The organism is Mesorhizobium sp. CAU 1732 (assembly GCF_039888675.1).
Classification (GTDB): Bacteria; Pseudomonadota; Alphaproteobacteria; order Rhizobiales; family Rhizobiaceae; genus Aerobium.
Window position 1 is genome coordinate 180,053 of sequence record NZ_JBDQQR010000004.1, and the last position, 17,336, is coordinate 197,388.

A 17,336-nucleotide genomic window follows, 5' to 3' on the forward strand; every position below is an offset into this window, starting at 1 on the left:
TTTTTAATCCGCGCGGTATAGACTGGCTCGGACGAATCCGGAGCGACCGACTTGAACCTTCGCCAACTCGAAATTTTCAGCGCGGTCATGCGCTATCACACGACGATTGCCGCCGCTGAGGCCCTGTCGATGTCGCAGTCGGCAGTGTCGAATGCCATCAAGCATGTCGAATCCCAACTCGGCTTCCAGCTCTTTGAGCGGGTCAGCAACAGGCTCGTCCCTACCGAGGAAGCCAAGATACTGCTGGAGGAAGCTGAGCCTCTATTCTTACATCAGCAGGCGGTGAACCAGCGTGCGGCCGACTTGCGCGCTGGGAGGATCGGACGCATCCGTATCGCTGCTACCGCCGAGTTGTCGGAATCGATCCTGCCAGCGGTGATGGCGCAGTTCATGAACCAGCATCCCAATGTTTATCTCTCGCTGGATACGCGGCCCCTGAACAGCGTGCTGGACGCGGTCGAGAGCGGACTGGCCGATGTCGGCTTCGGCATGGAGGCTCATGAACGCCACGGCCTGACGCTAAGGCCGATCGCAGACCTGACAACAGTGTGCGTCTGTCAACGGACGAGCGATCTGGCGTCGCTGCCGTTCATCACGCCGAATGACTTGCGCGGCCACAAGCTGATTGCACCGCAGATGAGCAACGGCATCGGCGTTATCATCGCCGAAGCGTTCTCGAAGGCGGCGGCCCCGTACATGCCCGCCGTCGAGGTTCGCTTTCTCAATGTCGCCGCGCGGCTGGTACAGGAGAACTGGGGCGTGGCCATCCTTGATGAGATGACGGTATCATCCGGGCGATACGACGATCTCGCTATCCGCCACATGCAGCCCAAGATGCGCCTGTCCCTGTCGGCAATGCTGCCGCGCCAGCGTATCCCCTCGCGCCTATCTTCGGCTTTCATCGCCATGTTTCAGAATCAAACGCATCGCGTCTTGAGCGAGTTGCAGACCCGGATTGGGGTTTCGTCTGGGAGTTGAATATGATCGCGCTTTGGACGACCGTGACCTCCGCGCCCAGATAGGCAAGTGTCATGGCCGTGAAAGGGCAGTGCCGATTCCCTGGATTTCGATGACCCTTGACGCCTTCGAGCACATCCTGCCTCACTGGAAACGAGGCGGGCGTCTTCTTTGGATTCGCCGGGCAGTTAAGGCAGATTTATCATGGTGATCGAATGGGGAAGATCGAGTTCCCTGCAAATCGAGCGCGCGGTTCCTTGCGAACAAGCGATCTTCGCCCTGCATGATCACGGGCTGCCTCCATTCACGAAGATCCTGGTCAAGCGCGGGGAGAGACATCCGGCACCTGATAGCATGTGGTGGCACAACGCGATGTCCCTGCCGCGTGTCCTGTAGCCGCGGTGGTGCGTTCCGAACGGCTGTACAGCCGGCGGTCTGCTATGACATCGGCGCCAAGAGAATTTGACCGTCTCTCCGCGTCTCTGCGTCTCCCTCAAGCGCTGGGTCGCGGCGGAACTCCTCGGCGGATACCTTCAGCCATTGCACGACGTGGTCCCAAACGCTGACGTCGAAGTAGATTCGATAGCCGGAGCCGGAAATGCGGTGCAGAAGCACGTGGATTTGGCTGAGCAATGATCGCTTTGCCTGGCCTACGCGAAAGACCGTTGGATGTAGATCGAGGCTGCATCCCTTGGCAATCAGATCGGCTGACCGCCTACCGTCGATTTCGACTGCGCGCCACGCGTCAGTGACGTCGGCGACATGAAACAACATGCCTCGACAGGCGTCGTCGATCCTTGCCGCAATGTCGAGTTCGGTATCGGCGGCGCGGATGAGCCATTGGTTGGGTGCCAGCCACAAAATCTCACGGTCCCCGCTGGTGGAGGCATTCGGTACCTCCGGCAGAGGAGCGCCGAGTACACTTTCCAACCGCTGACGCTGCTGCTGGTCGATCCGCCTCGCTCTCAGCAAAGAGAGCTGGTGGCGTGAAGGTTCATCAATCGCCAACTGGGGGTAGCGCAGAACTGACCTGTCAGTCATGGATACGCTCTCCTTGAGGATCGTAAGCTGCCAGCGGAGCGATGCGGGCGTGGAACTGGCCTTGCGGGGTAATGGCGATCACGTCTTTTTCGGTCGTCTCCCGGCCTCCTCGAACCATGCCCAGCGAAACACCGCGCATGAGCGTGGGGCTGAAGCCGGACGACGTGACGAAACCGACGGATTCACGGGGGCCTGAGCCTCGCAGCGACAGTTGCGCGCCCAGCGGAAGCGGTCGGCCGTCGACGGGCTCCAGGCCCACCAGTTGCAACCGGTCCAATCGTTGGTTTTGCGGCAGAAGCAGAGAGCGCCGTCCGACGAAATCCGACTTCCGCTTCAACACGTGATCCCATCCGACATCGATCGGGTTGGTTGTGCCATCCGTGTCGCTTCCGACGTGGAGGTATCCCTTCTCCAGCCGAAGCCGAAGGTAGGTCTCGATTCCGACCGGCGCGATGCCGTGGGGCTGCCCCGCGCCGATCAGTCTTTCCCACAGTTTCGGCGCGAGCGACCATGGAACGTTCACTTCGTAGGTCACTTCGCCCGTAAAGCTGACCCTCGATACGCGCGCGTGAATGCCGCCGACGGTCCCCTCCCGGAAGCTCATATGCGGGAAATCCTGCGGCCCCAGCGGGATGTCGGTGCCGGTTTCGCGCAGAACGGTGCGCGCCATTGGCCCGCTCAGCGAAAGTACCGCCCAGGCAGTCGTCACCGGCGCGATCAGAACGTCCAGTTCGGGCCATTCGCATTGCAGCCATTCTTCGAGCCAGGCGGCAATGCGCTCCGCGCCGCCACTGGTCGTGCCCACGATGAAATGATCGTCGGCGAGACGTGCAGCCACGCCGTCGTCGATGATCACTCCGAGTTCGTTGAGCATCAGGCCGTAGCGGATGGAGCCGATGCGCAGGGTCGACATCGTGTTGGCGTAGATGCGGTCGAGGAACGTTGCCGCGTCGGGACCTTTGACCTCTATCTTGCCCAGCGGCGAAGCATCGAAGAGGCTGACGCCCTCGCGCACGATCAACGCTTCCCGATGCACGGCCGTTTCAAGCGTTTCTCCAGGGCGCGGATAGCAGGCGGGGCGCTGCCATCCGCCATAATCCTCCATCATCGCTCCGGCGGCGACGTTCCAGTCATGAAGGGACGTGCGGCGTATCGGCCGAAACAGCTCGGCACGGGTGCTGCCGGCAAGCGCGCCGAAGCTGACCGGCGTGAACGGGAAGCGGTATCTCGTCGTGCCGACCTCCGGGACATCGCGGCCGGTCAGCGCCGCCATGATCGCCAGACCGTTGACGTTCGACGTCTTTCCCTGGTCCGTGCCCATTCCAAGCGTGGTGTAGCGCTTGAGGTGTTCGACGGATATGAAGTTCTCGCGTGCAGCCAGCTCGATATCATCGACCGTCACGTCGTTCTGGAAATCTACGAATGCCTTTCCGCGCCCGTTGGCGACCTGCCAGAACGCTTCGATGCCTGGTGCGTCTCCCGTCGACTGCGGCGGCTGCACCCGTGTCGTGTCTGGCGTGAAGCCGATATCCGCCGCTGCTCGTAGACCGGCATCGTGCGCTTCCGCCAGGGACGCTGCGATGCCCATCCTGCCCGCTGCGGCGCCGACGGAACAAACGTGTCGAGGAGACTCCAGCGGCTTCAACAATGCCTGGTCGGCATCGTAGGCCAGCTTTCCGCCCGCCTGGCAAAAAAGATGCACCGTTGGATTGTACCCGCCGGAGACAGCCAGGAGATCGCATGAGAGGGTGTGCGACCGGCCGTCGTTTTGGCGAACGCGCACCGAGCGGAGGCAGCGCCCGCCTTTCGTCTCGACGATTTCGGCGCCCCGAAAGACCGGGATGCCGTTTTCTCGCGCGGCTTCGATGAGGTGGTGCGGCGGCGCAGTGCGCGTATCGACGATGGCGGCAACCACCCCGCCGGCACGGGCCAATGCAGCGCCCGTCGCGTAAGCGTCGTCATTGTTGGTGAAGATCACCGCGCGCTCGCCGGGGCGAACGGCATAGCGTTCGATATATTGCCTCACCGCAGAGGCAAGCATCACGCCCGGCCGGTCGTTTCCGGCGAACACGAGGGGCCGCTCGAGGGCTCCGGTCGCCAGGATCACCGTCTTGGCGCGCACGCTCCAAAGCCGCTGGCGAGGCGTTCCGGGGAGAGGCCCACCGGCAGGCTCCGTCGGATTCTCGACGAGGACGACGGCGTTGTGATCGAAATATCCGACCGCCGCGGTTCGCGTCAGAATGCGTGCCTCGGGCCGGATTTCGAGATAGCGCCGGCAATCGGCGATCCAGGACCTTGCATCGACGCCGTCGATCGGCACCGGATCCCACAGCAGCCTTCCTCCGAGATGGCTGTCCTGCTCGACCAGGAGCATACGGCAGCCCGTAGCGGCCGCCGCTCGTGCAGCGGCCAGGCCTCCAGCACCGCCCCCCACGACGAGCACGTCGCAATGGTCGTACCGCGTTTCGTAGCGATCGGGATCGGCCTGCCGCGGCGCTTGACCCAAGCCGGCCGCCCGGCGGATCGCCCATTCGAAGACGTGCCAGCCCGGCCACATGAACGTCTTGTAGTAGAAGCCTGCGGGAAGGAAACGAGAGAAGAGGCTGTTGATCGCTCCGACGTCGAAGGACGCGTTCGGCCATGAGTTGACCGACCGCGCGCAGAGCCCTTCATGGAGGTCGATCTCGGTCGCCCGCAGATTGGGAGTGCTTTCGCTACCCTCGCCAAGCTGCACGAGCGCGTTTGGTTCCTCGCAGCCGACCCCGATGATCCCCCGCGGCCGATGATACTTGAAGGAGCGGCCGACCAGAGCAACGCCATTGGCAAGAAGCGCCGAGGCGAGCGTGTCGCCGACGAAACCCTGATGGCGCTTTCCGTTGAAACTGAAACTGACCGGCCGGTCACGCAGGATCATTCCGCCGTCGGGAAGTCGTCGGCTGGCGCCTCGATGCGATTTTGTCATGGCTGCTTTCCCGACGGGGAATGACCGGAGGCTTCTCCCATCCGGTAGATCTCGACGATTTCGTGCGAGACCGTATCGCGGGCGACATTGAACCATTGCCCGCAGCCCGCTTCGTGGACCCATCTTTCACGATGAAGCCCCTTGGGGTTTCGGCGATTGAAGAGGTAGTCCGCCCAGTCTTCGTCGCTGGGGGACTCATCCAGCGTGGGTCGCCGGATGTGGCTTTCGCCGCCCCACCGGAACTCGATCTCGTCGCGGGGGCCGCACCACGGGCAGGCAATCAGCAGCATCGGGTCGATCCCTCAGTGTGCAATTCCCGAGGCGGCTGCCTCGTCGATCAGAGCGCCAGTCTTGAAGCGCCCCAGATTGAATGGTGCCGCGACAGGATGCGGCTTCCCGGTGGCGATGTGGTGCGCGAGCGTCCAGCCGCCGACGGGGATCGCCTTGAAGCCGCCCGTGCCCCACCCGCAGTTGATATAAAGGCCGGGCACCGGAGTCTCGCCGATCACCGGGCTTGAATCGGGCATCACGTCCACGATCCCGGCCCAGTGGCGCAGGAGCCGCACGCGGCGAAAGCGCGGATATTGCTCGGCGACGGCTCCGATGACGTCGCGAATGACCGGCGCGTTTCCGCGCTGTGCATAGGAGGAATAGCGATCAAGGCCCCCGCCTATGACGAGACCGCCTTTGTCGGATTGGCTGATATACATGCCGGTCGCCAGCGAAAGCACGACCGTGTCGAGCGCGGGTTTGAGCGGTTCGGAAACGAACGCCTGCAGGGCGTAGCTCGTCACGGGAAGCCGAAATCCGGCCATATCGGCGAGCACGCTGGAATGCCCGGCGACGGCCATGCCGAGCTTGTCCGCCATGATCGGGCCCGCAGAGGTTTCGACCCCGACCACGGATGATCCATCGGCTGCGTGAATGAAGCCGGTCACCTCGCATCCTTCTATGATGTCGACGCCCAGGGAACTCGCCGCACGCGCATATCCCCAGACGACAGCGTCGTGTCTGGCGGTGCCGGCTCTCGGCTGCACAAAACCCCCATGCACGGGAAAGCGCGCGGCAGGTGAGACATCGAGCGCGGGAACGCGGCTTGCAATCTCGGAAACGCCGATCAGGTCGGTGTCGACCCCGTTCCGCCGCATGGCTCCGACCCAGCGAGCAGCGAGTTCCATGTCGTGACGGCTATGCGCCGTCACGACCATTCCTCGCTGGCTGAACATGATGTTGTAGTTGATCTCGCGGGCGAGCTGCTCGTACAGCCGAAGAGAAAAGTCGTAGAGCTCGGCGCTTTCGCGGTAGTAGTAATTCGAGCGGATCACCGTGGTGTTTCGCCCCGAATTACCCCCGCCTATCCAGCCTTTTTCGATCACTGCGACGTTGGTGATGCCGTGGTTCTTGGCGAGATAATATGCGGTGGCCAGGCCGTGGCCCCCGCCTCCGATCAAGATGACATCATACCTGGACTTGGGTGCGGCCGAGCGCCAGACCGGCGCCCACCCGCGGTGCCCTCGAAGCCCCTGCAGAACCAAGTTCAGGCCAGAATAACGGATCATACCCGTGCGCTTCGTCCGCGAATGAAACTACGATAGTCCCTAACATACAGTACAGAACTGTATTGGCAATGCGAAAAACATCGTGGTCGCTACGACTGCCAAGATGTCCGGATGAGCGCAAAGGCGGCCGCGGGCGACGCAGCGAACCCTGACGGTGCCGTAGCTAATTTGACCTCTGCCCTGAAGCTCCGTGGCGACGTCGAATGTGCGCCGCTCGCCAATGTGGGCGCATCTCACAGAAGCTGTAGAGCTTTTTGCAGATCACCGCGGCTGCCCATCAGAATCTCAAGGTAATAGGGCAAAAGTTCACGGCGCCGCGCTTTGGATTCGTGAACATCAAGCGCGTAATATCCGATCTGATGGTAATAGGTGACCCTTGCTCGTACCATGGCTTCCGTTCCCTCGTAGCCCATGTCTTGGAAGACCTTTTCCAACTGGCTCATTCGGAACGCGTCGATCGACATTATCCTCTTGGTAACCGACGGGGAACTCCGAGCCCAGTCGCGGACCGCGGCGTCAAAGGCTGGATCGAAATCGTTTTCGTCCAGCCAGATACGAACCATATCAGCGAACTTCTGGACGGCGTCTACATCGGTGCGCTGCGCCACTTCCTCGAATGGCTTGGTGTTCTGCGACTCCCAAAGTTCGAGAAGCGCGCCAAGCAACTCGGCACGACTTTTGAAGTGCCAATAGAAGCTGCCCCGCGTGATCTTCAGCCGATTTGAAATGAGGTCGACTTTCACTGCGTGCACGCCGCCGCTGATGAGTGCGTCTCGAGCCGCCATGATCCAATCGGTTCGCGAGAGACGCTCGGGTGTACGATGCTCCCCACCGGACATTCGCTTTGCAGCGACTTTATTCAACGCCGTTCTCCATCTGGCCGGTCCACCGCCAAATCACCCGCCTGAACGATCGAGCAAAATTATCTGAAGGCAATTACGATTCACGCGAAATACGTGCTTTTACAATTATGCCGCCTCTTGTCGACAAAGGGCACGGCGCCTGGATTGTCATCGCAGACTTGTATTATCTTGCCGGTCTCGGCCCTTGTCGGCTTCATGTCTCGCTCTGCGGGATTCGAAGATCAATCAATCGATTTCGATGAAGCAGCAAAATACCGAAGTGCAGGAAGCCATATTCTGCGCATCTTTTTTCGCGGCGTAAACCCCATCGCCGACATTGACGCTGTGGCGCCAGAAGCAAAGGCAGCCGGTGTTATGCGGAGGCGTGCCCGCACCACTCTGACATCTCAAGCTACGCCGCGCTCGTAGCCGGCGCCGATTGAACGATCCCTATCTGTTGCCCAAATGGGTGCCTGCGTCGGGCGGCGTTTCCAGGGGCTGGACGTCCGGGTTGGATGACGCAATGGACCGTATCGTTGCCGCAGTCGCCCATCGTCTTCCTGTCAAAGCGTGCGTTGACACACCCAAACAATACAGTAATGTATGGTAGATGCCGGCTTGCATCCTCTAAGGGGAAAGATACGGAAATGAAAACCTTATCCATTCTCGCCGCCGCCGTTTTGCTGGCTGGCGCAGCATCCGCTCAATCTCAGGAACTCGTTGTCGGCAGCCAGGGCGATCCGTCGCTCGACCCGCATTACATGTATATCGGCACCAACGTGGCCTTCTGGAGGCACACCTACGGCAGCCTGACGATGCATGACGAGGAGGGGCACGCAGGACCAAGTCTGGCTGAATCCTATGAATTGATTGACGATCATACTTGGGAGTTCCGGCTTCGGGACGATGTGAAGCTCGAAGACGGCTCGATGCTGTCCGCCGCCGACGTCGTCTACTCGCTCAATCGCGTGAAGTCGCTCCCCGGCAACCCGAGCCCCTACACGGTTCGCCTCGAGTCCATCACGGATTTCGAGGCGGTAGATCCCTTGACCGTGCGCATAACGACCGACACCCCGAACCCGTACGTTCCCGACAATCTCAGTCAGGTTGCCATTTTGCCGCAGAAGGCAACCGAAGGTAAATCGACCGGCGACTTCACGTCGGAAGGTGGAATTGGCGAGTATGGCCCCTATCGGGTCAGCAGCTTTTCCCCCGGCGACCGCCTCGTGCTCGAGCGCAACGAAGATTATTGGGGTGAGCAGCCCTATTGGGAGCGCGTCACGTTTCGCATCATGCCGAATGATGCCTCGCGCGTCGCTGCATTGCTTGCCGGTGACGTCGACCTGATCGATTTTGTGCCGCCGAGCGACGTCAAAAGATTGCGCGAGAATACCGACATTACCGTGCATGACGGCCCCAGCACCCGCATGATGGTCCTGCTGTTGAACTTCCTCGATGGGCAGGTCGGAGGCATCACCGGCGCGGATGGAAGGCCGATTGATCAGAATCCTCTGAGGGACCTGCGTGTTCGGCAGGCTCTGTCGAAGGCGATCGACAGGAACGCGCTCGTCGAACGCATCATGGACGGCGCGGCTGACGCCGCGACCCAGATCGCGATGCCTGGCATGGAGGGCTACGATCCCGACCGGGAGGCAGAGGTCGCAGATACGCAGGGCGCCAGGGCGTTGCTTGCCGAGGCCGGCTATCCGGACGGCTTTGGTATCAGCGTTGCATGCTCCAACAATCGCTATCCAAACGATGCCCGTGTCTGTCAGGCCGTGGGGCAGATGCTGGCTCGTGCCGGACTCCAGCCTAAGGTCGAGACGCAGCCCATGAGCGTTATGATGACGGCAATGCAAGGTGACGACTTCGCCATAGGCATGCTCGGTCTCGGCGCCCAGGGAACGCGTCCCCAGACCCTGGGGCACATCGTGCATTCGGTCGACCGTGAGGCCGGTCGCGGCGGCTACAATTTCGGCGACTACTCGAACCCTGAACTGGATAAGATCATCGACGATGCCGTCGTGACCCTCGACCGGGATTCGCGGGACGAACTCATGCGCGACGCCGTCAATCGCACTGCGGAAGAGGTTGTGGTTATCCCGCTGTACTTCCAGAGGGTGCTGACGGCGAGCCGATCGAAGCTGACATATACGACGGATCCGATGGAAGAGACCCTCACCTGGCGCGCGAAACCCGCATCTGAATGAGGTGCCGGAAGCTCGCACCGCCGCGCGGCGATCTCGCGGCGGTGCAGCCATACGGCACTTGAGTGCTACGGTGGTCGCTACCGCCACGTCTCATCCCAGCGAGGGTAAGGATGGTCTCCTATCTTCTACGAAGACTCCTACAGGCCGCCTTGGTCATGCTGGTGATGTCGGCGCTCGTGTTTGTCGGCGTATTCGCGATCGGGAATCCTGTCGATATCCTGATCAGCCCGCAAGCGACTGCGATCGAACGCGAGAACGCGATCCGGGCTCTGGGCCTCGATCTGCCGATCTGGCAGCAGTATTTGAGTTTCCTGGGCAATCTGCTGCAAGGCGACGTCGGGCGCTCTTTCGTATTCAATGTATCGGCCTTGAAGCTCATCCTGGAGCGCGTGCCCGCTACGCTGGAACTTGCGCTCGCTTCCACCCTTCTCGCTCTCGCAGCCGGCATTCCGCTCGGGCTCTATGCCGGCCTTGCACCGAAATCGCGGGTCTCGACCTCAATAATGGCAGGTTCCATCCTCGGCTTCTCGCTGCCCAGCTTCTGGGTCGGCATCGTCCTGATCATGCTGTTTTCCGTTCATTTCGGCTGGCTGCCCTCGGGTGGCCGCGGTGAAACGGCATACTGGCTGGGCGCGCGCTGGTCGTTCCTGACCGTCGATGGTCTCGCCCATATGGCCATGCCGGTGCTGAACCTCGCCCTGTTCCAGATCAGCATGGTGATCCGGCTAACGCGGGCCGGGGTGCGCGAGGTGATCCTGTCGGATTACGTGAAGTTCGCTCGGGCAAAAGGGTTGACGGAATCGCGTATCATATTCGTCCACGTCCTGAAGAATATCATGATCCCTGTCATCACGGTTGTGGGGCTTAATCTGGGAACCGTGATAGCTTTCGCTGTCGTGACGGAGACTATTTTCTCCTGGCCGGGGATGGGTAAACTCATCATCGATAGTATAAACGTCCTGGATCGCCCGGTGATCGTGGCATATCTCATGCTCATGGTGCTGATGTTCGTCGTTATAAACCTGCTCGTCGACCTGGCTTACATGGTGCTCGATCCTCGTGTGCGTCTGGAAAGCAGGTGATGGCCGCAACTTTGGACAGTCCGACGCCTGAAATTCACAAGCGCAGGGAGCAGACGCCTTTTCGTCGCTTCGCGTCCGAATTCCTCGCCAGCAGATTGGCGGTATTGGGGCTTTTCGTTTTGAGCGTGGTGGGGCTGATCGCCATATTTGCCCCGTGGCTGGCGCCGCAGAACCCGTACGATCTGGCGCAACTCGATATCCTGGATGGGATGCTGGAGCCCACTACAGTGGGTGGCGGCGGTTACACCTACTGGCTCGGGACCGACGAGCAGGGCCGCGATATGCTGTCGGCAATCATCTATGGTCTGCGGATCAGCCTGTTCGTCGGTGTGGGCTCCGCGATCCTGGCCTTTGCCATTGGAGCCACCCTCGGCCTCGTGGCCGCATATTTCGGCGGCAAGGTCGACGCGGCCATCATGAGATGGGTCGATCTCCAGCTCTCATTTCCCGCGATACTCGTGGCGCTGCTGATATTGTCCCTCCTCGGGCGTGGCGTGCTGAACGTCATGTTGGCGCTGGTGATCGTGGAATGGGCGTATTATGCGCGCACCGCACGGGCCGCAGCCCTCGTCGAACGCGGCCGCGAGTATATCGAGGCGGCCCAGTGTCTGGCTCTGCCGACAAACAGGATCGTATTTCGACATCTGCTGCCGAACTGTCTTCCTCCGCTGATCGTCATCGGAACCATGCAGGTAGCCAGCGCGATTGCGCTCGAGGCGACGCTTTCCTTCCTGGGCCTCGGCGTTCCCGTCACGGAGCCATCGCTCGGGCTGCTTATTTCAAACGGGTATCAGTACATGCTCTCCGGCAACTATTGGATCAGCTTCTATCCGGGCGTCGCGCTGCTCGTCACCATCGTCGCAATCAATCTGGTGGGCGATCACTTGCGTGATATCCTCAACCCTCGTCTCAAGAGCTAGATTCGTGACGGCGCCCATAACTCTCGAGGTGCGGGACCTGAGCACGCATTTCCGTATGTCGGCCGGGACGATCAAGGCCGTCGACGGCGTGTCTCTTTCCGTGCCGCGCGGCAAGGTCCTCGGCCTGGTGGGCGAAAGCGGGTCCGGAAAGACCGTAACGGGCTTTTCCATCATGAGGCTGATAGAAGCGCCGGGTTTCATCGCCGGCGGCAGCATCCTGTTCCAGGGGACCGACCTTGCCCGTATTTCGGACGAGGAGATGCGTCACCTGCGGGGCAATCGCATCGCGATGATCTTCCAAGATCCGATGATGACGCTCAATCCGGTCCTGCGCATCGACACGCAGATGGTGGAGACGATTCGCGCACACGAAAAGACCAGCCGTGAGGAAGCGCTTCGGCGCGCTCGCGACGCCCTGGGGATGGTGGGCATACCCAGCCCCGAAGAACGGCTGAGAGCGTATCCGCATCAGTTTTCCGGGGGTATGCGCCAGCGTGTCGCCATAGCCATAGCCATGCTGCACCGACCGGACCTGATCATCGCGGACGAGCCTACCACTGCTCTCGACGTGACGATCCAGGGGCAGATTCTCGCCGAGGTGCAGAAGTTGACGCGTCAGTTCGGCACCAGCCTGATCTGGATCAGCCATGACCTTTCCGTGGTCGCGGCTCTCGCGGACGAGATCGCCGTGATGTATGCGGGCAGGCTGGTGGAACAGGGAGACGTGAGCGAGGTGCTCGACCGCCCGCTGCACCCGTACGCGAAAGGCCTGATCGACAGCGTGCCGAGCCGCAACAAGCGTGGCGCGCCGCTAAGCCAGATTCAGGGTATGACGCCGTCACTCGCTAGTCTGCCAGTCGGTTGCTCATTTCGTACCCGCTGCCCGCGAGCGGCCGAAATCTGTACGCAGGTTCCACTGACGCGCGAATGGCTGCCTGGCCATACGGCGCGCTGCCATCGCCCTCACCACCCGACGGAGGATCTGGCATGAGCGCGGCTCCCATGGTCGAAATCATAGGCGTTTCCAAACGCTTCTCGAAGGCGCCGAGCCTCGGCAACCGCATCGTCCGACGTTTCGGCGGATCCGAGCCGCGCACGACGGTCCATGCCATCGACGGCGTCGACCTCAAGATCGCCAGAGGGCAGGTTCTCGGGCTGGTGGGAGAGTCCGGTTGCGGAAAATCGACGCTCGGACGGATCGTTGCCGGTATCATGCCCCCTTCCGAGGGAGAAGTGCGCTGGCAGGGCGGCGGCGAGCGCCCTGCCCATGCGGAGGCCCGCAGGGCGAAGCTCGCCATCCAGATGATTTTTCAGGATCCGATGTCGTCGCTCAATCCCCGCATGCGCGTGGCCGACATCGTCGGCGAAGCGCCCCTGGTCCACGGCCTTGTCGCCAGGCGGAACATCGATGCCTATGTCGATGAGCAGCTTGTCCGCGCAGGGCTCGATCCGGCATACAAGAAGCGCTATCCGCATCAGTTCTCGGGCGGACAGCGCCAGAGAATCAGCATTGCCCGGGCGCTGGCCGTGCAGCCGGAATTTCTGGTGTGCGATGAATCGGTTGCGGCGCTCGACGTGTCGATCCAGGCTCAGGTGATCAACCTGTTCATGCAATTGCGTGAAGAGCTCAACCTCACCTATCTATTCATCAGCCACGATCTGGGCGTGGTCGAGCATCTCAGCGATCGCGTCGCGGTCATGTATCTGGGACGGATCATCGAGGAAGCGCCTGTCGAAGAGATTTTCGCGAAGGCCAACCATCCCTATACGCAGTCCCTGCTGGCCGCCGTGCCGAGGGTCGAGAATCGAAAGTCTTCCTTCGCGACCGTGAAGGGGGAAATACCGTCGCCCCTCAACCCGCCGGCCGGCTGCCATTTCCACCCCCGCTGCCCGCATGCCTTCGCACGATGCAGAAGCGAACGCCCGGCCATCAGGCAGATCGCTCCCGATCACTTCAGTGCATGTCATCTCAATGACGGGTCGGTCTGAATTGGTTCGGCTTCAGCGGCCACAACCGTTCGAGTCCGGCTTTGGCAGATCATATCCAATGCCGTCCTAAATGGAGACGGCACGCGCTCAATACAGAACTGTATTGTACAGCGGTTTTCCGCGTGTTATTTCGCTGGAAGGTTCCGGGAGAGAGAAATGATCATTTTCGAGAATGCGCGTGTTTTCAATGGCATTGCGGCTGAACCGATGGAGGGTGCGACCGTCGTCGTCGAGAGCGGCACGATCAAAGAGGTATCGGACCGCCGGTTCGGTGGTTCCGGAGAGCGCATTGATCTCGTCGGCCGCACGCTGATGCCCGGTCTCATCGACCTGCACACGCACCCTTGGATTACCGAACTGAATTTGGGCCGCGTCAGCCGGCAACGAACGGAGTATCTCGCGCTGCATCTGGCCGGGACGCTCCGCGGCAGCCTCGATCGCGGCTTCACGACGCTTCGCGACGCCGGCGGCACCGATCCGAGCTACTGCGCCGCGATAGACAAGGGGTTCATTCCCGCGCCGCGCCTGTTTCCGTCCGGTCGGATGATGTCGCAGACCGGCGGACATACGGACTGGCGGGACGCGAACGAAGCCGACCGGGCCAATGTGAGCGATGATGGCATGTCCCGCTTCACCGCTCTTGTCGACGGGCCCGATGCGATGCGCCGGGCGGTGCGGGAAGAGCTGCGGCGCGGCGCGACCCAGATCAAGCTGATGCTGTCCGGAGGCGTGGCGTCGCCAACCGATCCGCTGGAGCGCGTGCAGTTCTCGGACGAGGAGATCAGGGTCGCGGTGGAGGAGGTGACGAGGCGCGGTACCTATTGCTTCGCGCATTGCCATCCCCTGAACTCGATCCGCAAGGCCCTCGAAATGGGTATCCGAACAATCGAGCATGCGACGTTCATCGATGATGAAACGGCGCGTGACGTGGCCGCTTCACCCGACACCTACGTCGTTCCGACGCTTGCGGTCGTCAGTGTCTTGACCACGGAAGGGCGTGCGCTCGGTCTCCCCGATGCCAGTCTGAAGAAGCTCGAGGGCTTGTACGACGTATCGATGGGCAGCCTCGAGATCATGAAGCGTGCGGGCGTCAAGATGGGCTACGGAACCGATTTGCTCGGCTCCAGCCAGGACCAGCAGCTCCTGGAGTTCGAACTCAGGGCGGACGTTCTCTCCGCGCATGAAATTCTGGTCTCGGCCACGAGCCTGGCGGCTGAAATTCTCGGTCAGGAGGGTCGGCTGGGCGTCGTAGCTCCAGACGCGGTCGCCGACTTGATCGTGGTCGATGGCGATCCGCTCGCAAATGTCAGGATCATGAACCAGGGCGGCCGGAACATTCCGATGGTGATGAAAGCCGGCGAATTCCACCGGCGTCAGAACTGACGCGTTCGCGCGTGCTGCGGATTACGCGACGTCGCTGCTTCGTCGCGGCGGACTTGGAGTGAAACCGAATTTCTTGGAGGCGTCCGATGTTGGCTTTCACCAATGCAAGGATTTTCGACGGCATCAACAACAAGCTCGTCAACGCGAACGTCATCGTTGACGGCGACCGGATCAAGTCGGTCAGCGAAGCGCCGGTAGCGGAAAATGTTGAGGTCATCGATTGCGGTGGCAGGGTGTTGATGCCCGGGCTGATCGATGCCCACATCCACGCCTACTTCTACGACCTCAACGTCAACCGGATGCAGCATCTCCCCGTGACGATGTACGCTCATCATGCCGCAAACATGCTGGGCGACATGCTCGACCGCGGATTCACGAGCGTGCGGGACACGGGCGGCGCCGACTACGGTCTCTGGCTTGCGATCAGGGACGGGCTGATCAAAGCGCCACGGCTCTTTTATTGCGAGAAGGCGCTGAGTCAGACCGGCGGCCATGCCGACATACGGCACCAGCACCATCATCACCCGCATGATGACCATGTCGTCATGTGCGGGTGCTGCTTCGTCAATCCGCTGGGCGTGGTCGTGGACGGCGTCGACGCGGTTCGCAGGGTGGTGCGCGAACAACTCCGCCGCGGCGCGTCCTTCATCAAGTTCTGCGGGTCCGGCGGGGTATCGACGACGTCGGATCCGCTCGACAGCATCCAGTTTTCGGACAGCGAGGTACGTGCCATCGTCGAGGAGGTCGAGAACCACCTCGTCTACTGCACCGCTCACATTCATCCCGACCGCGCCCTGAAGCGGGCGATCAATCTTGGGGTCCACTGCATCGAGCACGGTACGCTGATCGAGCCGGACACGGCGCGCATGGCTGCCGACAAAGGCACCTTCATCGTGCCGACTCTCGCCGTCATCGCGGGACTTTCCGAACACGGGGAGGAGTTCGGCTATCCGCGCGAATCCCTCGACAAGCTCGCACGCGTCAAGGACGAGGCCATCGACCGCCTGCGCCATATGAAGAGCGCCGGCGTGCAACTGGGCTTCGGAACCGACCTGATCGGCGCCATCCAGCCGATGCAGTGCATCGAGTTCGGCCTGCGCTCGTCGGTGTTCTCGAATTTCGAGATCCTGCACCAGGCGACGGGAATGAATGCCAGGATTATCGGCGCGCAAGGTGAAATCGGCCAGATCGTGGAAGGCGCATACGCCGACATTCTGGTCGTGGATGGCAACCCCCTCGAGGACCTGAAACTCATGGAAGACGACGGCGCGCGCATTCCGATCGTGATGAAGGGCGGGAATTTTCACCGCAACAGGCTGGTAGCCGCGTGACAGAAGAAGCGCGTAATAGGCTCTGACCTTCAGGCATCGGAAATCTATCTGTTCAGCGAGCGACGCGATCGAGTTCGAGTTTTCCGGGCCAACTTTCCACCTGCCGCCCATCGCACTGTGCGATTCCACCCCGCATCTCTCCAGGACGGGTCAGATAGTCTGATACCCGCCAACTGAGATCGATCCGTAAGGGAGCATCAAGGGCCGGCTCGCTATCGGCCCTTCGCTTTGATCGCCTCTGTGTCTTTTGACGTTGACGACCGAAGTTCCGCAGGCGACGTTGACCGTTTTCGCTTGGAGGGATGCGAGATGCAGCTTCACAATCGAGGAGTCGAATTGGTGGTTGAGTTGCTGGATGCGGCTGACCACGTTGAGGTGGTGGACCACGCCGAGCTTCGAAAGCTATTGCGCGAGGCCGCCCAGGTGATGGGCGACTTGCTCGCCAGGGATCATCCCGATGAGGTAGCCACTGCGGCGCCCCCGGAATGACAACTGGTAGTCCGGCGTCATCTCCGGAACCCCTGGTGCTGGCCCGCGGTTTTTCTCGAAAGCGGTTCGGACCGCATTCGCGTGAGAAATCCGACACATCCCGGAACATTCTGCCCAGTCGGCGGTTGAGCCGACGGGTCGTCTTGTTCTTCCCACGCCCCAATGCCCGTGAACGGGCGGCCCCCAAATATTATCCCTGCTATGGCCAGTCGTGTTCCCCTCGATGCTGGCCACCTTTTTATCCGGGTCAATCCACCTCCGGCAGCTCCGCGTAAAGTCCTCGACAGTGGAGGCTTCGCGATCACCTTCCATCATCGTGTCGAGTTCGGCATAGGCGTAGACGTCGACCGACTAGTCTTGATTGGGCGCTCTGGTTTCGTCGTAGAGGTCTTCGACAGCCTTCCTTTGCTCAACCCGTTCGGGTGGGGTCAAACGACGCCGTTTCATCAAGGCATAAGCGAGTGCCGCTCCGATGAGCAGGGGGCCGCCGACCAATATGAAAAGCCAAAGGTTGTTCTCGGTCATGGTTCTTCGTCCCTGATGGACAAGGTGAACGCGATCACCGCCAATT

General features: G+C 61.3%; 15 protein-coding genes. 9 read left to right on the plus strand and 6 right to left on the minus strand.

Annotation, left to right across the window (positions count from 1 at the left end; all coding sequences use genetic code 11):
- Positions 1 to 51: 51 nt before the first annotated feature.
- Positions 52 to 978 (plus strand): LysR substrate-binding domain-containing protein, encoded by a 927-nt coding sequence (locus tag AAFN55_RS24650; RefSeq protein WP_347801648.1) that lies wholly within the window; start codon positions 52 to 54, stop codon positions 976 to 978.
- 417 nt (positions 979 to 1,395) lie between these two features.
- On the opposite strand, the gene AAFN55_RS24655 is transcribed toward AAFN55_RS24650, so the two are convergent.
- From AAFN55_RS24655 to AAFN55_RS24675, 5 genes are all read right to left on the minus strand, one after another.
- Positions 1,396 to 1,998: a sarcosine oxidase subunit gamma family protein gene (locus AAFN55_RS24655; protein WP_347801649.1), complete on the minus strand. Its 603-nt coding sequence runs from the start codon at positions 1,996 to 1,998 to the stop codon at positions 1,396 to 1,398.
- Positions 1,991 to 4,960, minus strand: coding sequence for a sarcosine oxidase subunit alpha family protein (locus tag AAFN55_RS24660; protein WP_347801650.1), 2,970 nt, complete (start codon positions 4,958 to 4,960; stop codon positions 1,991 to 1,993). The genes AAFN55_RS24655 and AAFN55_RS24660 overlap by 8 nt, the downstream gene beginning before the upstream one ends.
- Complete coding sequence (locus AAFN55_RS24665) at positions 4,957 to 5,250, minus strand: sarcosine oxidase subunit delta (RefSeq protein ID WP_347801651.1); 294 nt, start codon at positions 5,248 to 5,250, stop codon at positions 4,957 to 4,959. The genes AAFN55_RS24660 and AAFN55_RS24665 overlap by 4 nt, the downstream gene beginning before the upstream one ends.
- A gap of 12 nt (positions 5,251 to 5,262) precedes the next feature.
- A complete protein-coding gene (locus tag AAFN55_RS24670; protein ID WP_347801652.1) occupies positions 5,263 to 6,519 on the minus strand; it encodes a sarcosine oxidase subunit beta family protein in 1,257 nt (418 codons plus the stop codon).
- A gap of 233 nt (positions 6,520 to 6,752) precedes the next feature.
- Positions 6,753 to 7,382, minus strand: a complete 630-nt coding sequence (locus AAFN55_RS24675) for a TetR/AcrR family transcriptional regulator (RefSeq protein ID WP_347801653.1) — start codon at positions 7,380 to 7,382, stop codon at positions 6,753 to 6,755.
- 494 nt (positions 7,383 to 7,876) lie between these two features.
- On the opposite strand from AAFN55_RS24675, the gene AAFN55_RS24680 reads away from it, so the two are divergent.
- The 8 genes from AAFN55_RS24680 to AAFN55_RS24715 all read left to right on the plus strand — a co-directional run bounded on the left by AAFN55_RS24680 (position 7,877) and on the right by AAFN55_RS24715 (position 16,765).
- Positions 7,877 to 9,571, plus strand: coding sequence for an ABC transporter substrate-binding protein (locus AAFN55_RS24680; RefSeq protein ID WP_347801654.1), 1,695 nt, complete (start codon positions 7,877 to 7,879; stop codon positions 9,569 to 9,571).
- Positions 9,572 to 9,681: 110 nt separating this feature from the next.
- Positions 9,682 to 10,653, plus strand: coding sequence for an ABC transporter permease (locus AAFN55_RS24685; protein WP_347801655.1), 972 nt, complete (start codon positions 9,682 to 9,684; stop codon positions 10,651 to 10,653).
- Entirely contained in the window at positions 10,653 to 11,573 is a 921-nt protein-coding gene (locus AAFN55_RS24690; RefSeq protein WP_347801852.1) for an ABC transporter permease, read from the plus strand. The genes AAFN55_RS24685 and AAFN55_RS24690 overlap by 1 nt, the downstream gene beginning before the upstream one ends.
- Before the next feature lie 55 nt (positions 11,574 to 11,628).
- A complete protein-coding gene (locus tag AAFN55_RS24695; RefSeq protein ID WP_347801853.1) occupies positions 11,629 to 12,564 on the plus strand; it encodes an ABC transporter ATP-binding protein in 936 nt (311 codons plus the stop codon).
- Complete coding sequence (locus AAFN55_RS24700; RefSeq protein ID WP_347801656.1) at positions 12,561 to 13,562, plus strand: oligopeptide/dipeptide ABC transporter ATP-binding protein; 1,002 nt, start codon at positions 12,561 to 12,563, stop codon at positions 13,560 to 13,562. The genes AAFN55_RS24695 and AAFN55_RS24700 overlap by 4 nt, the downstream gene beginning before the upstream one ends.
- A gap of 156 nt (positions 13,563 to 13,718) precedes the next feature.
- A complete protein-coding gene (locus AAFN55_RS24705; RefSeq protein WP_347801657.1) occupies positions 13,719 to 14,945 on the plus strand; it encodes an amidohydrolase family protein in 1,227 nt (408 codons plus the stop codon).
- A gap of 86 nt (positions 14,946 to 15,031) precedes the next feature.
- Positions 15,032 to 16,276 (plus strand): amidohydrolase family protein, encoded by a 1,245-nt coding sequence (locus AAFN55_RS24710; protein WP_347801658.1) that lies wholly within the window; start codon positions 15,032 to 15,034, stop codon positions 16,274 to 16,276.
- A 309-nt stretch (positions 16,277 to 16,585) separates the two neighbouring features.
- Positions 16,586 to 16,765, plus strand: a complete 180-nt coding sequence (locus AAFN55_RS24715) for a hypothetical protein (protein ID WP_347801659.1) — start codon at positions 16,586 to 16,588, stop codon at positions 16,763 to 16,765.
- 351 nt (positions 16,766 to 17,116) lie between these two features.
- On the opposite strand, the gene AAFN55_RS24720 is transcribed toward AAFN55_RS24715, so the two are convergent.
- A complete protein-coding gene (locus tag AAFN55_RS24720) occupies positions 17,117 to 17,290 on the minus strand; it encodes an LPXTG cell wall anchor domain-containing protein (RefSeq protein ID WP_347801660.1) in 174 nt (57 codons plus the stop codon).
- Positions 17,291 to 17,336: the final 46 nt, after the last annotated feature.

Excerpts from the sequence above, each read along its gene's own strand:
- AAFN55_RS24655 (WP_347801649.1), bottom strand. The coding sequence starts at position 1,998 with ATGACTGACAGGTCAGTTCTGCGCTACCCCCAGTTGGCGATTGATGAA.
- AAFN55_RS24670 (WP_347801652.1), bottom strand. The coding sequence starts at position 6,519 with ATGATCCGTTATTCTGGCCTGAACTTGGTTCTGCAGGGGCTTCGAGGG.
- AAFN55_RS24695 (WP_347801853.1), top strand. The coding sequence starts at position 11,629 with ATGTCGGCCGGGACGATCAAGGCCGTCGACGGCGTGTCTCTTTCCGTG.
- AAFN55_RS24660 (WP_347801650.1), bottom strand. The coding sequence starts at position 4,960 with ATGACAAAATCGCATCGAGGCGCCAGCCGACGACTTCCCGACGGCGGA.
- AAFN55_RS24665 (WP_347801651.1), bottom strand. The coding sequence starts at position 5,250 with ATGCTGCTGATTGCCTGCCCGTGGTGCGGCCCCCGCGACGAGATCGAG.
- AAFN55_RS24700 (WP_347801656.1), top strand. The coding sequence starts at position 12,561 with ATGAGCGCGGCTCCCATGGTCGAAATCATAGGCGTTTCCAAACGCTTC.
- AAFN55_RS24710 (WP_347801658.1), top strand. The coding sequence starts at position 15,032 with ATGTTGGCTTTCACCAATGCAAGGATTTTCGACGGCATCAACAACAAG.
- AAFN55_RS24690 (WP_347801852.1), top strand. The coding sequence starts at position 10,653 with ATGGCCGCAACTTTGGACAGTCCGACGCCTGAAATTCACAAGCGCAGG.
- AAFN55_RS24685 (WP_347801655.1), top strand. The coding sequence starts at position 9,682 with ATGGTCTCCTATCTTCTACGAAGACTCCTACAGGCCGCCTTGGTCATG.
- AAFN55_RS24705 (WP_347801657.1), top strand. The coding sequence starts at position 13,719 with ATGATCATTTTCGAGAATGCGCGTGTTTTCAATGGCATTGCGGCTGAA.
- AAFN55_RS24715 (WP_347801659.1), top strand. The coding sequence starts at position 16,586 with ATGCAGCTTCACAATCGAGGAGTCGAATTGGTGGTTGAGTTGCTGGAT.
- AAFN55_RS24680 (WP_347801654.1), top strand. The coding sequence starts at position 7,877 with ATGACGCAATGGACCGTATCGTTGCCGCAGTCGCCCATCGTCTTCCTG.
- AAFN55_RS24720 (WP_347801660.1), bottom strand. The coding sequence starts at position 17,290 with ATGACCGAGAACAACCTTTGGCTTTTCATATTGGTCGGCGGCCCCCTG.